The sequence below is a fragment of the Streptomyces shenzhenensis genome (genome assembly GCF_003688995.1).
Classification (GTDB): Bacteria; Actinomycetota; Actinomycetes; order Streptomycetales; family Streptomycetaceae; genus Streptomyces; species Streptomyces shenzhenensis_A.
In genome coordinates, this window is record NZ_PENI01000003.1 from 240,656 (window position 1) to 255,772 (window position 15,117).

A 15,117-nucleotide genomic window follows, 5' to 3' on the forward strand; every position below is an offset into this window, starting at 1 on the left:
GACGGAGCCCTTGACCACCAAGCGGTGGCCGAGGGCTCCGTTGTCCGGGCTGATTACGGTCCGGAGGATGGCGGTGCCGAAGGAGTCGTCGGGCCCGGAGTGGGCGTGTCGTGCTGCTCCTCCACTGCGGGACGGGTCGTCCACCACAGCACGGCCACCAGCCCAACGACGCACGCACCACCGACGAGCATCCCGACCGCAGGGCGTCGAGGGGAGCGAGCCAGGCGCAGCCCCAGCCAGCCGACGCACGCCACGGCGAAGACTGTGATCGTCGAGGTGAGGTCGCCGTTCCTGTAGGTGATCAGCAGGGCGTCGTAGTTGGTGGACAACGCCAAGAGCGTCGCGAAGAGCACCGTGATGACCGCGCACGCGCCTTCCAGCAGGCGCAACACGCGTCGGCTTCTGTCCATGCCGATCTCCCCTCCCCGGCCGAACGCAGGGCCGTCAGTTGGCTGGCGGCACCGACGGCTGGGCCTGGACGTTCTCCGTCACCCGTCCGTCCGCGTCCGTTTCCATGGTGCGAGTCTCCTCGGCCTTCGTGCCGTTGGCGTCCTTGACGACCTTGCCGGCAGCGCCGATCAGCAGCGCAGCGACTGCCGTGCCCATGGCTATGCGTACCTTCTTCACGTGCGCCTCCTGGCTCTGGCGTGGTAACGGCTCGACGAAGTGGGACCCGGGCCAGATGGGGACGTTGCCCCGTACCACGAGCCACCGTAGTAGCCACCTCCGCAAGGCGGAGCGACTCCGAAGTCGTAGCTGAGAGTCATCCACTGGCCGTGGTCGTGGAGGTGGGCGAGGACGGTGTTCAGGTGCACCTTGTCGGCGTCCCCCATGACCTCCAGCAGGAGCTCGCGGGCGGCCTGCCCCGGGGGCTCCGCGGGGGCAGCGGGGACGTCCCCGGCGGCGGGTGCGGGCGTCGGCTTTCCGGCCCGCCGGGCGGCGAGTGTCCAGGTGGCGGTGAGCAGCCGCAGCAGTACTGGTAGAGCGCGTGCATGGCGCTACGTCAGGTACAGCAGGAGGCGGGCGCCCAGGGCGGCGGACGAGGGCGGTGGAGCCGGTGGTGAGTGCTCCGGACGCGCGTCGCACTCGAACCTGCCGCCCACCGGCGCCTCTCTCAACTGCCGTAGTTCTTCAGCCCTTGAGGTGAGTCATAAAGGAGTCGGCAGCAGTCAGGAAGGAAGCCGACGTTCATATGATGAGCGCACTCGCCAGAACCTTTACAGAATCCAGGGGGGATTGTCATATGTCTGGTCACGCGCAGCTTGCGCAGACGGGGCTTCCGACGCTGGCCATCGGGAGTGTCGCTTACCCGCTCGGCGGCTGGATCGCAGCAGCCGCCGTCGTACTCCTCGGAGTGGGGCTCGTCTGCCTCCGCTTCCGGTTCCGCCCCGACCTTCCCGCCGGACAGGCTGCACCCATCAGTCGCAGCAGTCGGCGCCGTAAGGAGTGAGCGGAGAACGTAGCCGTGATCCGGTGCTGGCGGCTCACCGACACCGGTCAGCGACTGTCCTCATGAGCATCGTCGTTCTTCTGCTGGCAACCGCATGGACTGCCCATCACGCAGTCGTAGCCTTCGAGTTCGACCCGAAGACCACCAGCCGCCTGACCATCGTCTGGATCGTCCTCTTCCTCGTCTTCATCCTGCAGACGTTCATGTACCACCTTGAGCGCCCCAGGAAAATGACACCGCGTATCGCCCGGCAACTCAACGAACTGCACGTGGCGATCATCATTCCCGCCTACAACGAGGACCCCGGCTATCTGCAGGCCGGTCTGGAGTCGTTCCTGCGGCAGACACGCCTGCCCAGCTCCGTGCACGTCGTGGATGACGGCTCCAGGAACACGGACTATGCCGACGTCCGAGCCTGGTGGGAACCCGCCGCCCATGCGGCCGGAGTCGAGACGACCTGGCAGCGCGTCCCCAACGGCGGGAAGCGGCATGCCCAGGCCCACGCCGTCCGGGTCAGTCCCGACGCCGACATCTACATCACCTGTGACTCCGACTCGATCTTCGCGCCGAACGCGGTGGAGCAGGTACTCATCCCCTTCGCCCGGCCGCGTGTGCAGTCGGTGGCCGGGCTCATCGTGGCCGCGAACGTCCGCGCGAACTGGCTGGTGAGGATCACCGACCTGTGGTTCGTCGTCTGCCAGCTCGTGGACCGCTCCGGCCAGAGCGCGGTTGGCGCCGTCATGGTCAACTCGGGTCCGCTCGCCGCCTACCGGGCGGCCGTGGTCCGCGACAACCTCGACAGCTACCTCAACGAGACCTTCATGGGCCGCCCCGTGATGTTCTCCGACGACTCGCTGCTCACCCTGTACGCCCAGGAGCGCGGCCTGACCGTGCAGCAGCCGTCGGCGATCTGCTTCTCCGCCATGCCGGAGAGGTGGAAGCACTTCACGAAGATGTACCTGCGGTGGATGCGCGGGTCGACGATCCGCTCGATCTGGCGCGCTCGGTACCTGCCGGTGAACCGGCCCGCGTACTGGCTGCACGCCCTGCGCTGGCTCCAGATGATCCTCACCCAGATGGTCACGGTCTGGATCCTGCTCGTCGAGCCGTTCTACTTCGCCAACATGCCGCCGTCGACCATGCTCGTGATCCCCTTCCTCATCGCCTACGCGCAGGGGCTGCGGTACCTCGGCATCATCCGCTCCGACGTGCGCGTCCGGTACCAGTTCACCACCTGGCTCATGATGCCGCTCGCGGTGGTGCTGGCCTGGACCCACCTGCGCTTCATGCGCTGGTACGGCATCTTCACCTGCGCCAGGACCGGATGGGGGACCCGGCAGAACGGCGCGGAAGTATCCCTCGGTGCTCCGGCCGCCACGGCAGCGCCGGAGCCGGTGCACGCCAAGATGCTCGACCCCTACGACGAGTCGGCCCCGCAGCTCCCGCAGTACCGGGCACCTGCGTCCCCGTCGTACTGAGACCTCCGCCCCCGGACATGTCCCCGCGCTGGGGGTGGCAGGCGTCGCGGGAGATGACGCACCACGTTGGCGGCACACCTACGCCGGCGTGCAGCGCGACGTGCGCGGCGGTGTTCGTGCAGCTCAGCCGTAAGTGTAGAAGCCGGAGCCGGTCTTGCGGCCGAGGCGGCCCGCCTCGACCATGCGCTGGAGCAGCGGGGGAGCGGCGTAGAGCGGCTCCTTGTACTCCTCGTACATCGAGTCGGCGATGGAGACGATGGTGTCCAGGCCGATCAGGTCGGACAGCCTCAGCGGGCCCATCGGATGGGCGCAGCCCAGCTCCATGCCGTTGTCGATGTCCTCGCGGCCCGCGATGCCGGACTCGAACATCCGGACCGCGGACAGCAGATAGGGCACGAGCAGCGCGTTGACCACGAAACCGGACCGGTCCTGGGCGCGGATGGCGTGCTTGCCCAGCACCTTCTCCGCGAACAGCTGCGCGCGGCTGAGCGTGCCCTCGGAGGTGGTGAGCGCCGGGATCAGCTCGACGAGCTGCTGCACCGGGGCCGGGTTGAAGAAGTGGATGCCGACGACGTGGTCGGGGCGGCCCGTGGCGACCGCCAGCTTCACCAGCGGGATGGAGGAGGTGTTGGAGGCCAGGATCGCGTCCGAGCGGGTCACCACCTGGTCGAGCACCTGGAAGATCTCCGTCTTCACCTGCTCGTTCTCGACGACGGCCTCGATGACCAGGTCGCGGTCCGCGAACTCGCCGAGGTCGGTGGTGAAGCCGAGACGGGCCTGCGCGGAGTCCCGTTCCGCCTCGCTGATCTTGCCGCGCTCGGCGGCCTTGGCCAGGGAGTTGAACAGCCGGGTGCGGCCGATCTCCAGGGCCTCGCCGGTGGTCTCGGCGACCTTGACGTCCAGACCGGCGCGGGCGCAGACCTCGGCGATGCCCGCCCCCATCTGACCGCAGCCGACCACCCCGACGCGTGCGATATCTGAGCTGCCCGTCACATCGTCCCTTTCGCTGATCCACGGCCGGCGCAGGGCCTTTGGGTCGGGCGCCTGCTCCGATCGTGCACGTTACTCCCAAGTATCGAAGATCGATCGTGCGGGTCGGGGCATCCTGGGGCCCCGGACGATCCACGACGGTACGGATCCGCAGTGTATGGGGGTGCGCAGATGAGGCCAGTCTCACGCCGGGTGTTCGCGGCGGCGGCGCTGTCGACGCTGGTGACGGCACCCGGCGCGGCGGCGGCACCCGGCGGCGCGCCGGCCGCGGGCGTCGCGCCGACGCCGGGCGGTGCGGCGGCGCCGGGCGGTGCGGCGGCGCCGGGCAGTGCGGCGGCACCGCGGAGGCGGGACTCCGCCGAGCTGCGGGGTGTGTGGCTGGCGACGGTCGACAACCGCGACTGGCCCACGAAGCCGGGCCTGACCGCCGCCGCACAGCGCGCCGAGCTGATCGCCCACCTCGACCGGGCCGTCCGCGACCGCCTCAACACGGTGATCCTCCAGGTGCGGCCGACCGCGGACGCGCTGTGGCCCTCGCCCCACGAGCCGTGGTCCGAGTACCTCACCGGCACCCAGGGCAGGTCCCCGGGCTGGGACCCGCTGGGCACCGCCGTGGCCGAGGCGCACGCCCGCGGTCTTCAGTTGCACGCCTGGTTCAACCCGTACCGGATCGCGCTGCACGCCGACCCCGCCCGGCTGGTCGCCTCCCACCCGGCCCGCAGGCACCCGGACTGGGTGGTGCGCCACGGCGGCCGGCTCTACTACAACCCGGGCCTGCCGCAGGTCCGCGCCTTCGTGCAGGACGCGATGCTGGACGCGGTGGCCAGGTACCCGGTGGACGCCGTCCACTTCGACGACTACTTCTACCCGTACCCGGTCGCCGGGCAGAGCTTCGACGACGACGCCGCGTACGACGCGTACGGCGGCGGCTTCGTGAACCGGGCGGCCTGGCGCCGCGACAACATCGACAAGCTGGTGCGCGAGACGGCCGCGCGGATCCGGCAGCTCCGGCCCGGCACCCAGTTCGGGATCAGCCCGTTCGGGGTGTGGCGCAACGCGTCCAGCGACAGCCGCGGCTCGGACACCCGGGCGGGCGTGCAGACGTACGACGACCTGCACGCGGACACCCGCAAGTGGGTCCGGGAGGGCTGGCTCGACTACATCGTCCCGCAGGTGTACTGGAACATCGGCTTCGCCGCCGCCGACTACGCCAGACTCGTGCCCTGGTGGGCCGAGGTGGCCAAGGGCACGAGGACACGCCTCTACATCGGCGAGGCGCTGTACAAGACGGGTGCTGCGGGGCAGCCCGCCGAGTGGCAGGACCCGGCCGAGCTGTCCCGGCACCTCACCCTCGCCGCCGGCCACGCGCAGGTGCGCGGGCACGTCTTCTTCGCCGCCCGGGACCTGGCGCGGGATCCGGTCGGGGCGATGGCACGGGTCGTCGCCGACCACTACCGGCAGCCGGCGCAGCCCCCGCGCTGACTACTGGGCCTGGGGTTCCTGGCTCCGGTGACGGATTTCGCAGTCGGGGCCGGGAGCCATCACGGCCTCGTGTCCGTCCGGGAAGCGCACACGGTAGGGCGGGTTGCCCTCGGTGCCCATCACTTCGACGACCTCCGAGACCTGGTCGTGCTGGCCGACCACCCTGCCGTGCTGGACAAGCTGGTCGCCCACGGTTGCACGCATCTGCGGGCCTCCTCACGAACGTGATCGTTGGGTGACGGCGATGCACACGAGCACCGCGGCGGCGGTCAGCGGGGCAGCCGCCGTGAGGTGCTCGCCCAGCAGCAGCACCGACCACACCAGTGTGAGCAGCGGTTGCGCCAACTGCAACTGGCTGGCCCTCGGGATGCCGATGGCCGCCATGCCCCGGTACCAGACGACCAGACCGAGGAACTGCGAGCCCGCCGCGACCCACAGCAGCCCGGCCACGCCGTGCGCGGTCAGCCGCACGGGCTCGTACGACAGCGCCAGCACGGCGGCCGGCACCGTCAGCGGCAGACACAGCACCAGGGCCCAGCCGATGACCTGCCATCCCGGCATGACCCGGGCCAGCCGGCCGCCCTCGGTATAGCCGGCCGCGCACACCAGCAGTGCCGCGAACAGGAAGCCGTCGGCGGCCGTGAGCGATCCGCCGCTCTGCTGCACGGTGAAGGCGAGTACCGCCGCCGCGCCCGCCAGCGCCGCCGCCCAGAAGGTGCGGGAGGGGCGGGTGCCCATGCGCAGGGCCGACAGCAGCGCGGTGGTCAGCGGCAGCAGGCCGACGACGACGGCGGCGTGCGCGGTGGTGGAGGTCTCCAGGGCGAGCGTGGTCAGCAGCGGGAAGCCGAGCACCACCCCGGCGCCGACCACGGCGAGGCCCGGCAACTGCCCGCGGTCGGGCAGCGGGATGCGCCCTCGCGTCCGCCCCCGCTCCCGGGACGCGCCGGCCACGCACAGACAGCAGCCCGCGATCACCGCGGCCAGCACGCTGCGGACGGCCACCAGGGACCAGGGCCCGAAGCCCTCAAGGCCCCAGGCGGTGGCCGGAAAAGTGAGGGAGAAGGCGACGACGCCCAGGGCGGCCTGGAGGGTGCCGAGGCCGACCTGCTCGCCGGGGCCGGTGACCGCTATCCGGGTGCGGTCAGTAGCGCTACTCTTTACTCTCATGCACGAGCGTAGCAGCGTCGGTGAACTGGCGGAACGGCTGCGACAGGAGCTCGACCGCTATCCACCGGGTGGAAAGCTCCCGTCGAGCCGGTCCCTCGTCGAACGGTTCCGGGTGAGCCCGGTGACGGTCTCCCGGGCCCTGGCGCAGCTGTCAGCCGAGGGGCTGGTGGTCACCCGGCCCGGCGCCGGGGCGTTCCGGGCGCGGCCCCGCACCCCGGCCGCGCCCGACGGGGACACCTCCTGGCAGGAGGTCGCGCTGAGCGCCGACGGCGCCGCCGACCTCGTGCCCCGCACCGTCGACGCCTCCGGGGTCACCGTCTGCCTCGCCGCGCCGCCGCCCGGCGTGCTGGAGTTCAACGGCGGCTATCTGCATCCCTCGCTGCAGCCCGAGCGGGCCATGGCGGCGGCGCTCGCCCGCGCCGGGCGTCGGCCCGGTGCCTGGGAGCGCCCGCCCTTGGAGGGCCTTCCCGAGCTGCGGGAGTGGTTCGCGCGCGGCATCGGCGGCGGCGTCACGGCGGCCGAGGTGCTGGTAGCGGCGGGCGGACAGACCGCGCTCGCCACCGCGCTGCGGGCGCTCGCCCCGCCCGGCGCGCCGGTGCTCGTCGAGTCGCCGACCTACCCGGGCATGCTGGCGCTCGCCCGCGCGGCCGGGCTGCGCCCCGTGCCCGTGCCGGTGGACCCGGACGGGGTGCGGCCGGAGCTGCTCGCCGACGCGTTCCGGGCGAGCGGCGCCCGGGTCTTCGTCTGCCAGCCCCTGTTCCAGAACCCGACAGGCGCCGTGCTCGCGCCCGACCGGCGGGCCGAGGTGCTGCGGATCGCCCGGGCGGCCGGCGCCTTCGTGATCGAGGACGACTTCGTGCGCCGGCTGGTGCACACCGACGCCGGGCCGCTGCCGCGACCGCTGGCCGCGGACGACGCGGACGGCGTCGTCGTGCATGTCGGCTCGCTGACCAAGGCGACCTCGCCCAGCTTCCGGGTGGGCGCGCTGGCCGCGCGAGGTCCGGTGCTGGAACGGCTGCGCGCCATCCAGGTGGTCGACACGTTCTTCGTGTCACGGCCGCTCCAGGAGGCCGCGCTCGAACTCGTCGGCTCGCCCGCCTGGCCACGTCATCTGCGTGCCCTGTCGGCCGAGTTGACCGCCCGGCGCACCGCCATGACGACGGGCCTGCGGCTGCGGCTGCCCGAACTCGCCCTGCCGCACGTCCCGTCCGGCGGCTACCACCTGTGGCTCCGCCTGCCCGACGGCACCGACGAGGCCGCCCTGACCGCCGCGGCCCTGCGCGCGGGCGTCGCCCTCACTCCGGGCCGCCCCTACTTCAGCGCCGAACCTCCGGCGCCGCACGTCCGGCTGAGCTTCGCCGCGGTCTCCGGAACCGCGGACATCAGCGAGGGACTTCGGCGGCTGCGCACGGCCTGCGACGAGGTCCTCTAGCCGGAGCCCGCCGGCGGGAATCCGATCGACGTGCGTGCGGCAGGCCGGCAGCATCGCCGCATGAACGACGCATACGGGCTGCCCGAGGGATACGAGTTCTCCGCCGACCGCGAGCGCGTCGACATCGAGCGCGTGCACGGGTGGCTGTCGACGGACGCCTACTGGGCGAAGGGCCGCCCCCGCGAGAAGCAGGAGACCGCGGTCGCCTCCTCGCTCAACTTCGGGGTGTACGACACGGTGTCGGGTGCGCAGGTCGCGTATGCGCGCGTGGTGACCGACCGGGCGCTGTTCGCCTGGCTCGCCGACGTGTACGTCGAGCCGTCGGCGCGTGCCAAGGGCATCGGCACGGCGCTGGCCGGGGCCGTGGTCGAGCACCTGCGGCCGTTCGGGCTGCGCCGTCTCCTGCTGGCCACCGACGACGCGCACGGGGTCTACGCGAAGCTCGGCTTCACCCCGCTCCACCGGCCGGACCAGTGGATGGTGCACGTATTCGAGTAACGTCCCGGGCACCCTCGGTATCCGCCAGGCAGGCCCTCTTGACCTGGGTACTTGAGCGGCACACCATCACCGCATGCCACTTCGGGTGACGTTCGTCGCCGCCGCGCGCAGTTCACCGCTGCTCGCCGAGCGCTTCGAGGACGACCGACCGCTGGACCAGGCGGGCTGGGACGAGGTGCTGCGGGGCGCGGGGGAGTTACGGCCGCTCGCGGCGGCCGACCTGCGCTACTGCTCGCCGACTCCCCGCAGCCGGGCGACCGGTGACGCCCTGGGATATGCGCCCCTGGTGCAACTCGCCCTGCGGGACTGCGACATGGGCCGGTGGCGGGGGCTCACCCTGGGCGAGGCGATGGCCCGGGAGCCGGCGTCGGTGGACGCCTGGCTCGCCGATCCGCGCTCCACCCCGCACGGCGGTGAGTCGCTGCTGGCCTTCATCTCCCGGGTCGGCGGCTGGCTGGACACCCGGCCCGCCGCCGACGGCCGCATCGTCGCCGTGGCCGAGCCCTCGGTGATCCGCGCGGCCCTCGTCTATGTGCTGAAGGCGCCGCCCGCGACGTACTGGAACATCGACGTCCGGCCGCTGTCCGCGACCACGGTCACCGGCCGGGCGGGCCGCTGGAACCTCCGCGTCGACGGCGCGCCGGCTCAGGCCGCGCGCCCGTAGTCGGTGACGAGAAGGAGGTCCTTCGCGGGGCCGCCCACACGCCACACCGTCCGCCAGTGGTCCGCGTCCCGGACGGTGAACTCGCCCCGGTAGAGGTCCGCCACGCACGGGTGGTCGGCGACATGGCGGCCGGAGGTCAGGTCCAGGTCGTGGAAGGGCCGCCCGTCGGCGAAGCGGACGTCCGCCGTGCCCGCGACGGCACCCGGCAGAAAGCGCAGGGTCCGCTCGGCGGGCCGCGACACCCCCTGCCAGGTGAACGTGCCGGACTCCTCGTGCAGCAGCCCGCCGCCGGTCAGCGGGCTGAAGACGGTGGTGCCCGCGAAGCGTCCTGCGGCACCGCCCGCCAGATCCCGCACGGTGCGCTCCACGCGCCAGCGCCCGGCCAGATACGTCAGTACGTCCGGCACGGGCCGGAGTCCGCCGTCCGTCGTCATGCCGTCCACGTCCCCATCCCCGCTCACGTCCTGCTCATGCCTTCCTCGTCCCGACCCTATGTCCCGACGCACAGGCACCCGTTCCGGGCAGGCGTCCCCGCGGGCGCCGGTCACCGGGCCGCTCGCCCGTATTCACGTGATGCACACGTTCTCGAAAGCTTTTGTTTTCTCGGTTGTCGGCGGGGATTTTTGCAACGCACGATATTCGGAATTGTGGGCATCAGTTTGCGTTGGTGACACAACCATCCGGAAACCAGGTCCGTCTAACCCGGCGAATCGGCGAAGCGCGGGGATCGACACCCCCGGCCCGGACGCCGTGCGTCCCGAATTTCCTCTGGGGGCCTCCCGAGAATGCACCGCCCGACCCCGCCCGGTGACAGCCGCGTCACCGGGCGAACCGCAGCCCTGCTCGCCGCGGCCCTCACCGTCACCGCGCTCTGCGCGGCCGACGCGCTCGCCCGGTGCTACCCGTTCGGCCCCCGCACCCGCAGCGTCAACGACCTGGGCAACCAGTACGTGCCCTTCCACGCCCACCTCTGGGACCTGCTGCACGGCCGGGCCGACGGCGGGCTCCTCGTCAACTGGCAGTCCGGCTTCGGCGCCAGCTTCCTGCCCGACGTCGGCACCTACCTCGGCAGCCCGTTCGCCCTGCTCGTCGCGGTGTTCCCGCGGGACGAGATCGATCTCGCGGTGTACGTCGTCACCGTGCTGAAGACGGCGGCCGCCGGCGCCGCCATGGCCTGGCTGCTGCTCGCCCTGCGCCCCGGCCGCTGGTGGGCGGCCGGCCTGCTGGGCGCCTCCTACGCCCTGTGCGGCTGGGCCGTGGCCGTCTCCATCTACAACCCGATGTGGATCGACGGCCTGATCGCCCTGCCGCTGCTGTGCCTGGTCGGCGAGTGGACCCTGCGGCGCCGGCGGCCGGTCCTCGGCGTGCTGGTCGTCGCGCTCGCCTGGATCGCCAACTTCTACACCGCCTACATGGCCACCCTCGCCGCCGGACTGGTGCTGCTGCTCCGGCTGCTGCTCGCCGAACTCCCGCGCCGGCAGGCGCTGGCGGCGGCCGGCCGGGCCGTCGGCACCGTCGTACTCGGCATCGGCCTGGCCGCACCGCTGGTGGCGGTCGTGTACTTCGGCACCAAGCACGCCTACCCGGGCCGCGAGGGGCACTTCGTCCCGGTCGCCGTGGACGACCTGCTGGCCCGGCTGCTGCCGACGACGTACAGCTTCAGCACCCCGGCCCTGTACGTGGGCGTCACCGCGCTGCTGCTCGCGCTCGCCCTGCCGTTCCACCGGGCGGTGCCCCGGCGGGTGCGCGCGGGCTGGACACTGCTCGTGATCCTGGTGACCCTGTCGTTGCAGTGGCCGCCCACCCAACTGGTCTGGCACGCCTTCGCCACCCCGCAGGGCAGCGCCTACCGGGAGGCGTTCGTCCTGTGCGCGGTACTGGTCATCGCCGCCTGGCACACCCTCTCCCACGGCCCGCCCGACTGGCGTGCGCTGGGCGCGGCGAGCGCGCTGCTCGCGCTGATCGCCGCCGTCGCGAGCCGCAGCACGCTGGTGCACGGCTACACCTGGGTGGTCCTCCTGCCGGCCGTCGTGGGCGCGCTCGGCGGGCTCGCCCTGCTCGCCACGGAGGGCCATGGCCGGCCGGCCACCGGGCGCCGGAGCGCCGTACTGGCCGGCTGCGCCGTCGCGCTGCTCGTCGGCGGACAGCTCGGCGAGACCGCCGCGACCTCCGCGGTGGCCAGCCGGCAGCGCCTCGACCACCTCGACGACTACGCGCCCTGGGGCGAGCGGCAGCAGCGACAGGCCGACGCGATCGCGGGCGCCGACGGCTGGCCCCGCTACCGCACCGAACCGGGCCGGGACCAGACCGTCGCCAACGACCCGCTGATGGTGGGCGGTCAGGGCGCCCAGTACTACAGCAGTCTCACCTCCGACGTGCTCAGCCGTACCCTCACCGCGCTCGGCGGCGGCTGGACCTCGCGGGGCCGGAGCCTGCAGAGCCTGGACAACCCCGTCACGGACGCGGTCTTCTCCGTCGGCGCGCGGGTGCACTCCCCGCCGGACCCGCACCAGCCCTGGCTGCCGCAGGGCGGCGGCCCGGTGACCGTGTCCCGCGAAGAGGTGCCGCCCCTGGTGACCGTGCGCCCGCCCGGCACCCCGGCGCACACCGGGGTCCCGGCCTTCGGGCCGTCTCCGTACCGCAACCAGGAGCGGCTGCTCGGCAGCCGCGTCTACACCCTGCCCCGCGCGACGCTGCGCACCGGCACGGGCAGTCCGCCGCAGCCCGGCGACACTCGTCGCCAGGGGCTGCTCGTCACCGCACCGGCCCGCGGCACCGACCTGCCCGCGCCCACGATCACGGCGCGCTGTGCGGCCGGCGACCGGGTGTTCCTGTGGGCGCCGCACTTCTCGGGCACCGCGCGGCTGGCCGGCGGCGGGCCGGACGCCCGGTTCCGGTCCGACGCGGAGGGCACCCAGACCGCCGCCATGCAACCGCTCGGTCCGGTTCCGGCCTCCGGGCGGCTGCGGATCGAGCTGACCCCGAACCGGCCGAGCCGGGTGCCGGACAGCGGGGCGGTCGGCTGTCTGGACACCGCCGCGCTGCGCACCGCCGTCGACGGGCTCCGGGCCGGCGCGGCCACCGAGGTGACCGTCGACGACGGCACCCTGCGCGCCGAACTCCCCGCCGGCAGCAAGGGCACCGCCGTCGTCGCGGCGCCGCGGATCGCCGGCTGGCGGTGCGCCGCGGGCGGTGCGGCGGAGCGGCCCGCGGGGGAGTACTACGGGCTGATCGCGGTGCCCCTGGACGGCTCCGCGACCAGTCTGAGCTGCACGTTCCACCCGCCGGGACTGCGGCTTGGCGCGATGGCGGGGGGCGCCGCGCTGCTGACCCTGATCCTGCTCTGCGTCCTCGGCGCCGTCCGCCGGCGGCGGGCCGCGGCACCGCGGACGCCCACGCCCGAACAGCCCGAGCGCCTCACCCACGCTCTGTGACCCGCCCCAGGGGGGAAGAACCCATGCTCATCTCGATCGTCGCGCCCTGTTACAACGAGGAGGACGTCCTCGGACGCTTCCACGAAGCGGTGCAGAAGGTCGCGGAGGAACTGCTGCCGCTCGGCCACGACGTACAGTTCGTGTACGTCGACGACGGCAGCCGCGACCGGACGCTGGTCGTCCTGAAGGAACTCGCCGATCTCGACGCGCGGGTGCGGTACGTCTCGTTCAGCCGCAACTTCGGCAAGGAGGCGGCCCTGCTCGCCGGTCTGCGGCTCGCCACCGGGGACTGCGTCGTCGTCATGGACGCCGACCTCCAGCACCCGCCAGAACTGATCAAACGCATGGTGGAGCTGCGTGGACAGGGCTACGACCAGGTCATAGCCAAGCGCACCAGGACGGGCGAGGGGATCGCCCGTACTCTCACCGCCCGGCTGTACTACCGGACGGTCAACCGGCTCGTGGACGTGGAACTCGTGGACGGCGTCGGCGACTTCCGGCTGCTGTCGCGGCGCGTGGTGGACGCGGTCCTCGACCTCACCGAGTACAACCGCTTCTCCAAGGGGCTGTTCGCCTGGGTGGGCTTCCCCAGCACCACCTTCGCGTACACGAACGCGGTGCGCGCCCACGGGCGCAGCTCCTGGACGCTGCGCGGCCTGCTCAACTACGGCCTCGACGGACTGCTCTCCTTCAACAACCGGCCGCTGCGCGCCGCCCTCTACCTGGGCATGGGGCTGCTGCTGTGCGCGGGCGTGTACACGGCGTGGATCGTGGGCGCCGCGCTCGTCAACGGCGTGGACACGCCCGGCTATGTCACCATCATCACTGTCGTCACCGCCCTCGCCGGGGTGCAGATGATCATGCTCGGGGTCATCGGCGAGTACACCGGCCGGATCTACTACGAGGTCAAGGGGCGCCCGCACTTCCTGGTCAAGGCGACCAACGTGGAACGGACGAAAGACCTCATCCCTTGATGCGTACCGCGACGCCCCGCCCGATGCCCCGCCCGATGCCCCGCCCGGCGGCCCGGCCGCTGCCGCGCCAGATCCTCACCTTCGCCGTCGTCGGCGTCGTGAACACGGGTACGTATTACGGACTCTACTTGTTGTTCCTGATGCGTTTGCCGTATCTCTTCGCGCATGTATTCGCATTCCTGCTGAGTATGACCGGTTCCTTCTTTCTCAATGCCCGGTTCACCTATCGCACACGGCCCACCTGGCGGAAATTCCTGCTGTTCCCGCTGACGAATGCCACCAATTTCGTGATCACCACGGCGGGTGTGTATGTGATCGTCGGTGTGCTGCACGCGGGCAGCCGGTTCGCGCCCCTGCTCGCGTCCATGGCGGCGATTCCGGTGACCTTCGTGGTCTCCCGCTGGGTCATGCTGCCCCGGGTCCCCGAAGGGGACCCTGCATAGGACCCCGCATAGGATTGCATAAACGTGCAGCGAAACGTATAGTCATGCCATCGAGGAGGAGGGTGTCATGGCGGTACGTGCGGCGGTGGCCGGAGCGAGCGGATACGCGGGCGGAGAGGTCCTGCGGCTGCTCCTCGCGCACCCCGAGGTCGAGATCGGTGCCCTGACCGGCAACTCCAACGCCGGCCAGCGGCTCGGCGCGCTCCAGCCGCACCTGCTGCCGCTGGCCGACCGGGTGCTGGCCGAGACCACCGCGGATGCCCTCGCCGGGCACGACGTGGTCTTCCTCGCCCTGCCCCACGGGCAGTCCGCCGCCGTCGCCGAGCAGCTCGGACCCGATGTCCTCGTCGTCGACATGGGCGCCGACTTCCGGCTCCAGGACGCCGCCGACTGGACGCGGTTCTACGGTTCCGAGCACGCCGGGACCTGGCCGTACGGGCTTCCCGAACTGCCGGGCGCCCGCGCCGCGCTGGAGGGTGCCAAGCGCATCGCGGTACCCGGCTGCTATCCGACCGCCGTCTCGCTCGCCCTGTTCCCCGCGTACACGGCGGGCCTCGCCGAGCCCGAGGCCGTGATCGTCGCCGCCTCCGGCACCTCCGGCGCCGGCAAGGCACCCAAGCCGCACCTGCTGGGCAGCGAGGTCATGGGATCCATGTCGCCGTACGGCGTCGGGGGCGGGCACCGGCACACGCCCGAGATGATCCAGAACCTCAGCGCCGCGGCCGGCGAGCGGGTCGCCGTCTCCTTCACCCCGACCCTCGCGCCGATGCCCCGTGGCATCCTCGCCACCTGCAGCGCGAAGGCACGCGGGCCGGTCACCGCCGAGTCGGTGCGCGCCGCCTACGAGAAGGCCCTCGCCGACGAGCCGTTCGTCCATCTGCTGCCCCCGGGACAGTGGCCCGCCACGGCGTCCGTCCACGGTTCCAACGCCGTTCAGATCCAGGTCGCGTACGACGCCGCCGTGGGACGCATCATCGCGATCAGCGCCATCGACAACCTGACCAAGGGCACCGCGGGCGGCGCCGTCCAGAGCATGAACATCGCCCTGGGGCTCGACGAGACCACCGGGCTCTCCACGATCGGAGTCGCACCGTGAGCCGGGGGT

General features: G+C 72.2%; 15 protein-coding genes. 9 read left to right on the top strand and 6 right to left on the bottom strand.

All coding sequences use genetic code 11. From position 1 onward, the window contains the following. Window positions 1-53 precede the first annotated feature (53 nt). On the bottom strand, window positions 54-410 hold the full coding sequence (locus CTZ28_RS06635; RefSeq protein WP_147481114.1) for a hypothetical protein: 357 nt from the start codon (window positions 408-410) through the stop codon (window positions 54-56). 34 nt (window positions 411-444) lie between these two features. Next, window positions 445-627 (bottom strand): hypothetical protein, encoded by a 183-nt coding sequence (locus CTZ28_RS46570; protein ID WP_147481115.1) that lies wholly within the window; start codon window positions 625-627, stop codon window positions 445-447. A gap of 885 nt (window positions 628-1,512) precedes the next feature. On the opposite strand from CTZ28_RS46570, the gene CTZ28_RS06645 reads away from it, so the two are divergent. Beyond that, window positions 1,513-2,928 (top strand): glycosyltransferase, encoded by a 1,416-nt coding sequence (locus CTZ28_RS06645; RefSeq protein ID WP_259471492.1) that lies wholly within the window; start codon window positions 1,513-1,515, stop codon window positions 2,926-2,928. 123 nt (window positions 2,929-3,051) lie between these two features. Here the strand turns inward: CTZ28_RS06645 and CTZ28_RS06650 are convergent, their stop codons facing one another. Next, window positions 3,052-3,921: a 3-hydroxybutyryl-CoA dehydrogenase gene (locus tag CTZ28_RS06650; RefSeq protein WP_121888294.1), complete on the bottom strand. Its 870-nt coding sequence runs from the start codon at window positions 3,919-3,921 to the stop codon at window positions 3,052-3,054. A 168-nt stretch (window positions 3,922-4,089) separates the two neighbouring features. On the opposite strand from CTZ28_RS06650, the gene CTZ28_RS06655 reads away from it, so the two are divergent. Further along, on the top strand, window positions 4,090-5,400 hold the full coding sequence (locus tag CTZ28_RS06655; protein WP_121888295.1) for a glycoside hydrolase family 10-like protein: 1,311 nt from the start codon (window positions 4,090-4,092) through the stop codon (window positions 5,398-5,400). Here the strand turns inward: CTZ28_RS06655 and CTZ28_RS06660 are convergent, their stop codons facing one another. Beyond that, window positions 5,401-5,604, bottom strand: a complete 204-nt coding sequence (locus tag CTZ28_RS06660; RefSeq protein ID WP_121888296.1) for a DUF1918 domain-containing protein — start codon at window positions 5,602-5,604, stop codon at window positions 5,401-5,403. A 12-nt stretch (window positions 5,605-5,616) separates the two neighbouring features. Next, window positions 5,617-6,567: a DMT family transporter gene (locus CTZ28_RS06665; protein WP_121888297.1), complete on the bottom strand. Its 951-nt coding sequence runs from the start codon at window positions 6,565-6,567 to the stop codon at window positions 5,617-5,619. On the opposite strand from CTZ28_RS06665, the gene CTZ28_RS06670 reads away from it, so the two are divergent. The 3 genes from CTZ28_RS06670 to CTZ28_RS06680 all read left to right on the top strand — a co-directional run bounded on the left by CTZ28_RS06670 (window position 6,566) and on the right by CTZ28_RS06680 (window position 9,161). Then, a complete protein-coding gene (locus tag CTZ28_RS06670) occupies window positions 6,566-7,999 on the top strand; it encodes an aminotransferase-like domain-containing protein (RefSeq protein ID WP_121888298.1) in 1,434 nt (477 codons plus the stop codon). The genes CTZ28_RS06665 and CTZ28_RS06670 overlap by 2 nt on opposite strands. Before the next feature lie 60 nt (window positions 8,000-8,059). After that, complete coding sequence (locus tag CTZ28_RS06675) at window positions 8,060-8,497, top strand: GNAT family N-acetyltransferase (protein WP_121888299.1); 438 nt, start codon at window positions 8,060-8,062, stop codon at window positions 8,495-8,497. Between the two features lie 73 nt (window positions 8,498-8,570). After that, window positions 8,571-9,161, top strand: a complete 591-nt coding sequence (locus tag CTZ28_RS06680; protein WP_121888300.1) for a histidine phosphatase family protein — start codon at window positions 8,571-8,573, stop codon at window positions 9,159-9,161. Here the strand turns inward: CTZ28_RS06680 and CTZ28_RS06685 are convergent. Further along, a complete protein-coding gene (locus tag CTZ28_RS06685) occupies window positions 9,143-9,595 on the bottom strand; it encodes a DUF6314 family protein (protein ID WP_121888508.1) in 453 nt (150 codons plus the stop codon). The genes CTZ28_RS06680 and CTZ28_RS06685 overlap by 19 nt on opposite strands. A gap of 351 nt (window positions 9,596-9,946) precedes the next feature. Between CTZ28_RS06685 and CTZ28_RS06690 the strand changes: the two genes are divergently transcribed. From CTZ28_RS06690 to argC, 4 genes are all read left to right on the top strand, one after another. Next, entirely contained in the window at window positions 9,947-12,595 is a 2,649-nt protein-coding gene (locus CTZ28_RS06690) for a YfhO family protein (RefSeq protein ID WP_121888301.1), read from the top strand. Window positions 12,596-12,618: 23 nt separating this feature from the next. After that, window positions 12,619-13,569, top strand: a complete 951-nt coding sequence (locus CTZ28_RS06695) for a glycosyltransferase family 2 protein (protein WP_121888302.1) — start codon at window positions 12,619-12,621, stop codon at window positions 13,567-13,569. Window positions 13,570-13,604: 35 nt separating this feature from the next. Next, entirely contained in the window at window positions 13,605-14,012 is a 408-nt protein-coding gene (locus tag CTZ28_RS06700) for a GtrA family protein (protein ID WP_121888509.1), read from the top strand. A 67-nt stretch (window positions 14,013-14,079) separates the two neighbouring features. Then, on the top strand, window positions 14,080-15,108 hold the full coding sequence (gene argC, locus CTZ28_RS06705) for an N-acetyl-gamma-glutamyl-phosphate reductase (RefSeq protein WP_121888303.1): 1,029 nt from the start codon (window positions 14,080-14,082) through the stop codon (window positions 15,106-15,108). The last annotated feature ends 9 nt before the right edge of the window (window positions 15,109-15,117 follow it).

Bases quoted from the DNA above. Each gene is read 5' to 3' on its own strand.
- CTZ28_RS06700 (WP_121888509.1), top strand. From the start codon at position 13,605: ATGCCCCGCCCGGCGGCCCGGCCGCTGCCGCGCCAGATCCTCACCTTC.
- CTZ28_RS06685 (WP_121888508.1), bottom strand. From the start codon at position 9,595: ATGACGACGGACGGCGGACTCCGGCCCGTGCCGGACGTACTGACGTAT.
- CTZ28_RS06635 (WP_147481114.1), bottom strand. From the start codon at position 410: ATGGACAGAAGCCGACGCGTGTTGCGCCTGCTGGAAGGCGCGTGCGCG.
- CTZ28_RS06645 (WP_259471492.1), top strand. From the start codon at position 1,513: ATGAGCATCGTCGTTCTTCTGCTGGCAACCGCATGGACTGCCCATCAC.
- CTZ28_RS06675 (WP_121888299.1), top strand. From the start codon at position 8,060: ATGAACGACGCATACGGGCTGCCCGAGGGATACGAGTTCTCCGCCGAC.
- CTZ28_RS06695 (WP_121888302.1), top strand. From the start codon at position 12,619: ATGCTCATCTCGATCGTCGCGCCCTGTTACAACGAGGAGGACGTCCTC.
- CTZ28_RS06680 (WP_121888300.1), top strand. From the start codon at position 8,571: ATGCCACTTCGGGTGACGTTCGTCGCCGCCGCGCGCAGTTCACCGCTG.
- CTZ28_RS06670 (WP_121888298.1), top strand. From the start codon at position 6,566: ATGCACGAGCGTAGCAGCGTCGGTGAACTGGCGGAACGGCTGCGACAG.
- CTZ28_RS06660 (WP_121888296.1), bottom strand. From the start codon at position 5,604: ATGCGTGCAACCGTGGGCGACCAGCTTGTCCAGCACGGCAGGGTGGTC.
- CTZ28_RS06665 (WP_121888297.1), bottom strand. From the start codon at position 6,567: ATGAGAGTAAAGAGTAGCGCTACTGACCGCACCCGGATAGCGGTCACC.
- CTZ28_RS06655 (WP_121888295.1), top strand. From the start codon at position 4,090: ATGAGGCCAGTCTCACGCCGGGTGTTCGCGGCGGCGGCGCTGTCGACG.
- argC (WP_121888303.1), top strand. From the start codon at position 14,080: ATGGCGGTACGTGCGGCGGTGGCCGGAGCGAGCGGATACGCGGGCGGA.
- CTZ28_RS06690 (WP_121888301.1), top strand. From the start codon at position 9,947: ATGCACCGCCCGACCCCGCCCGGTGACAGCCGCGTCACCGGGCGAACC.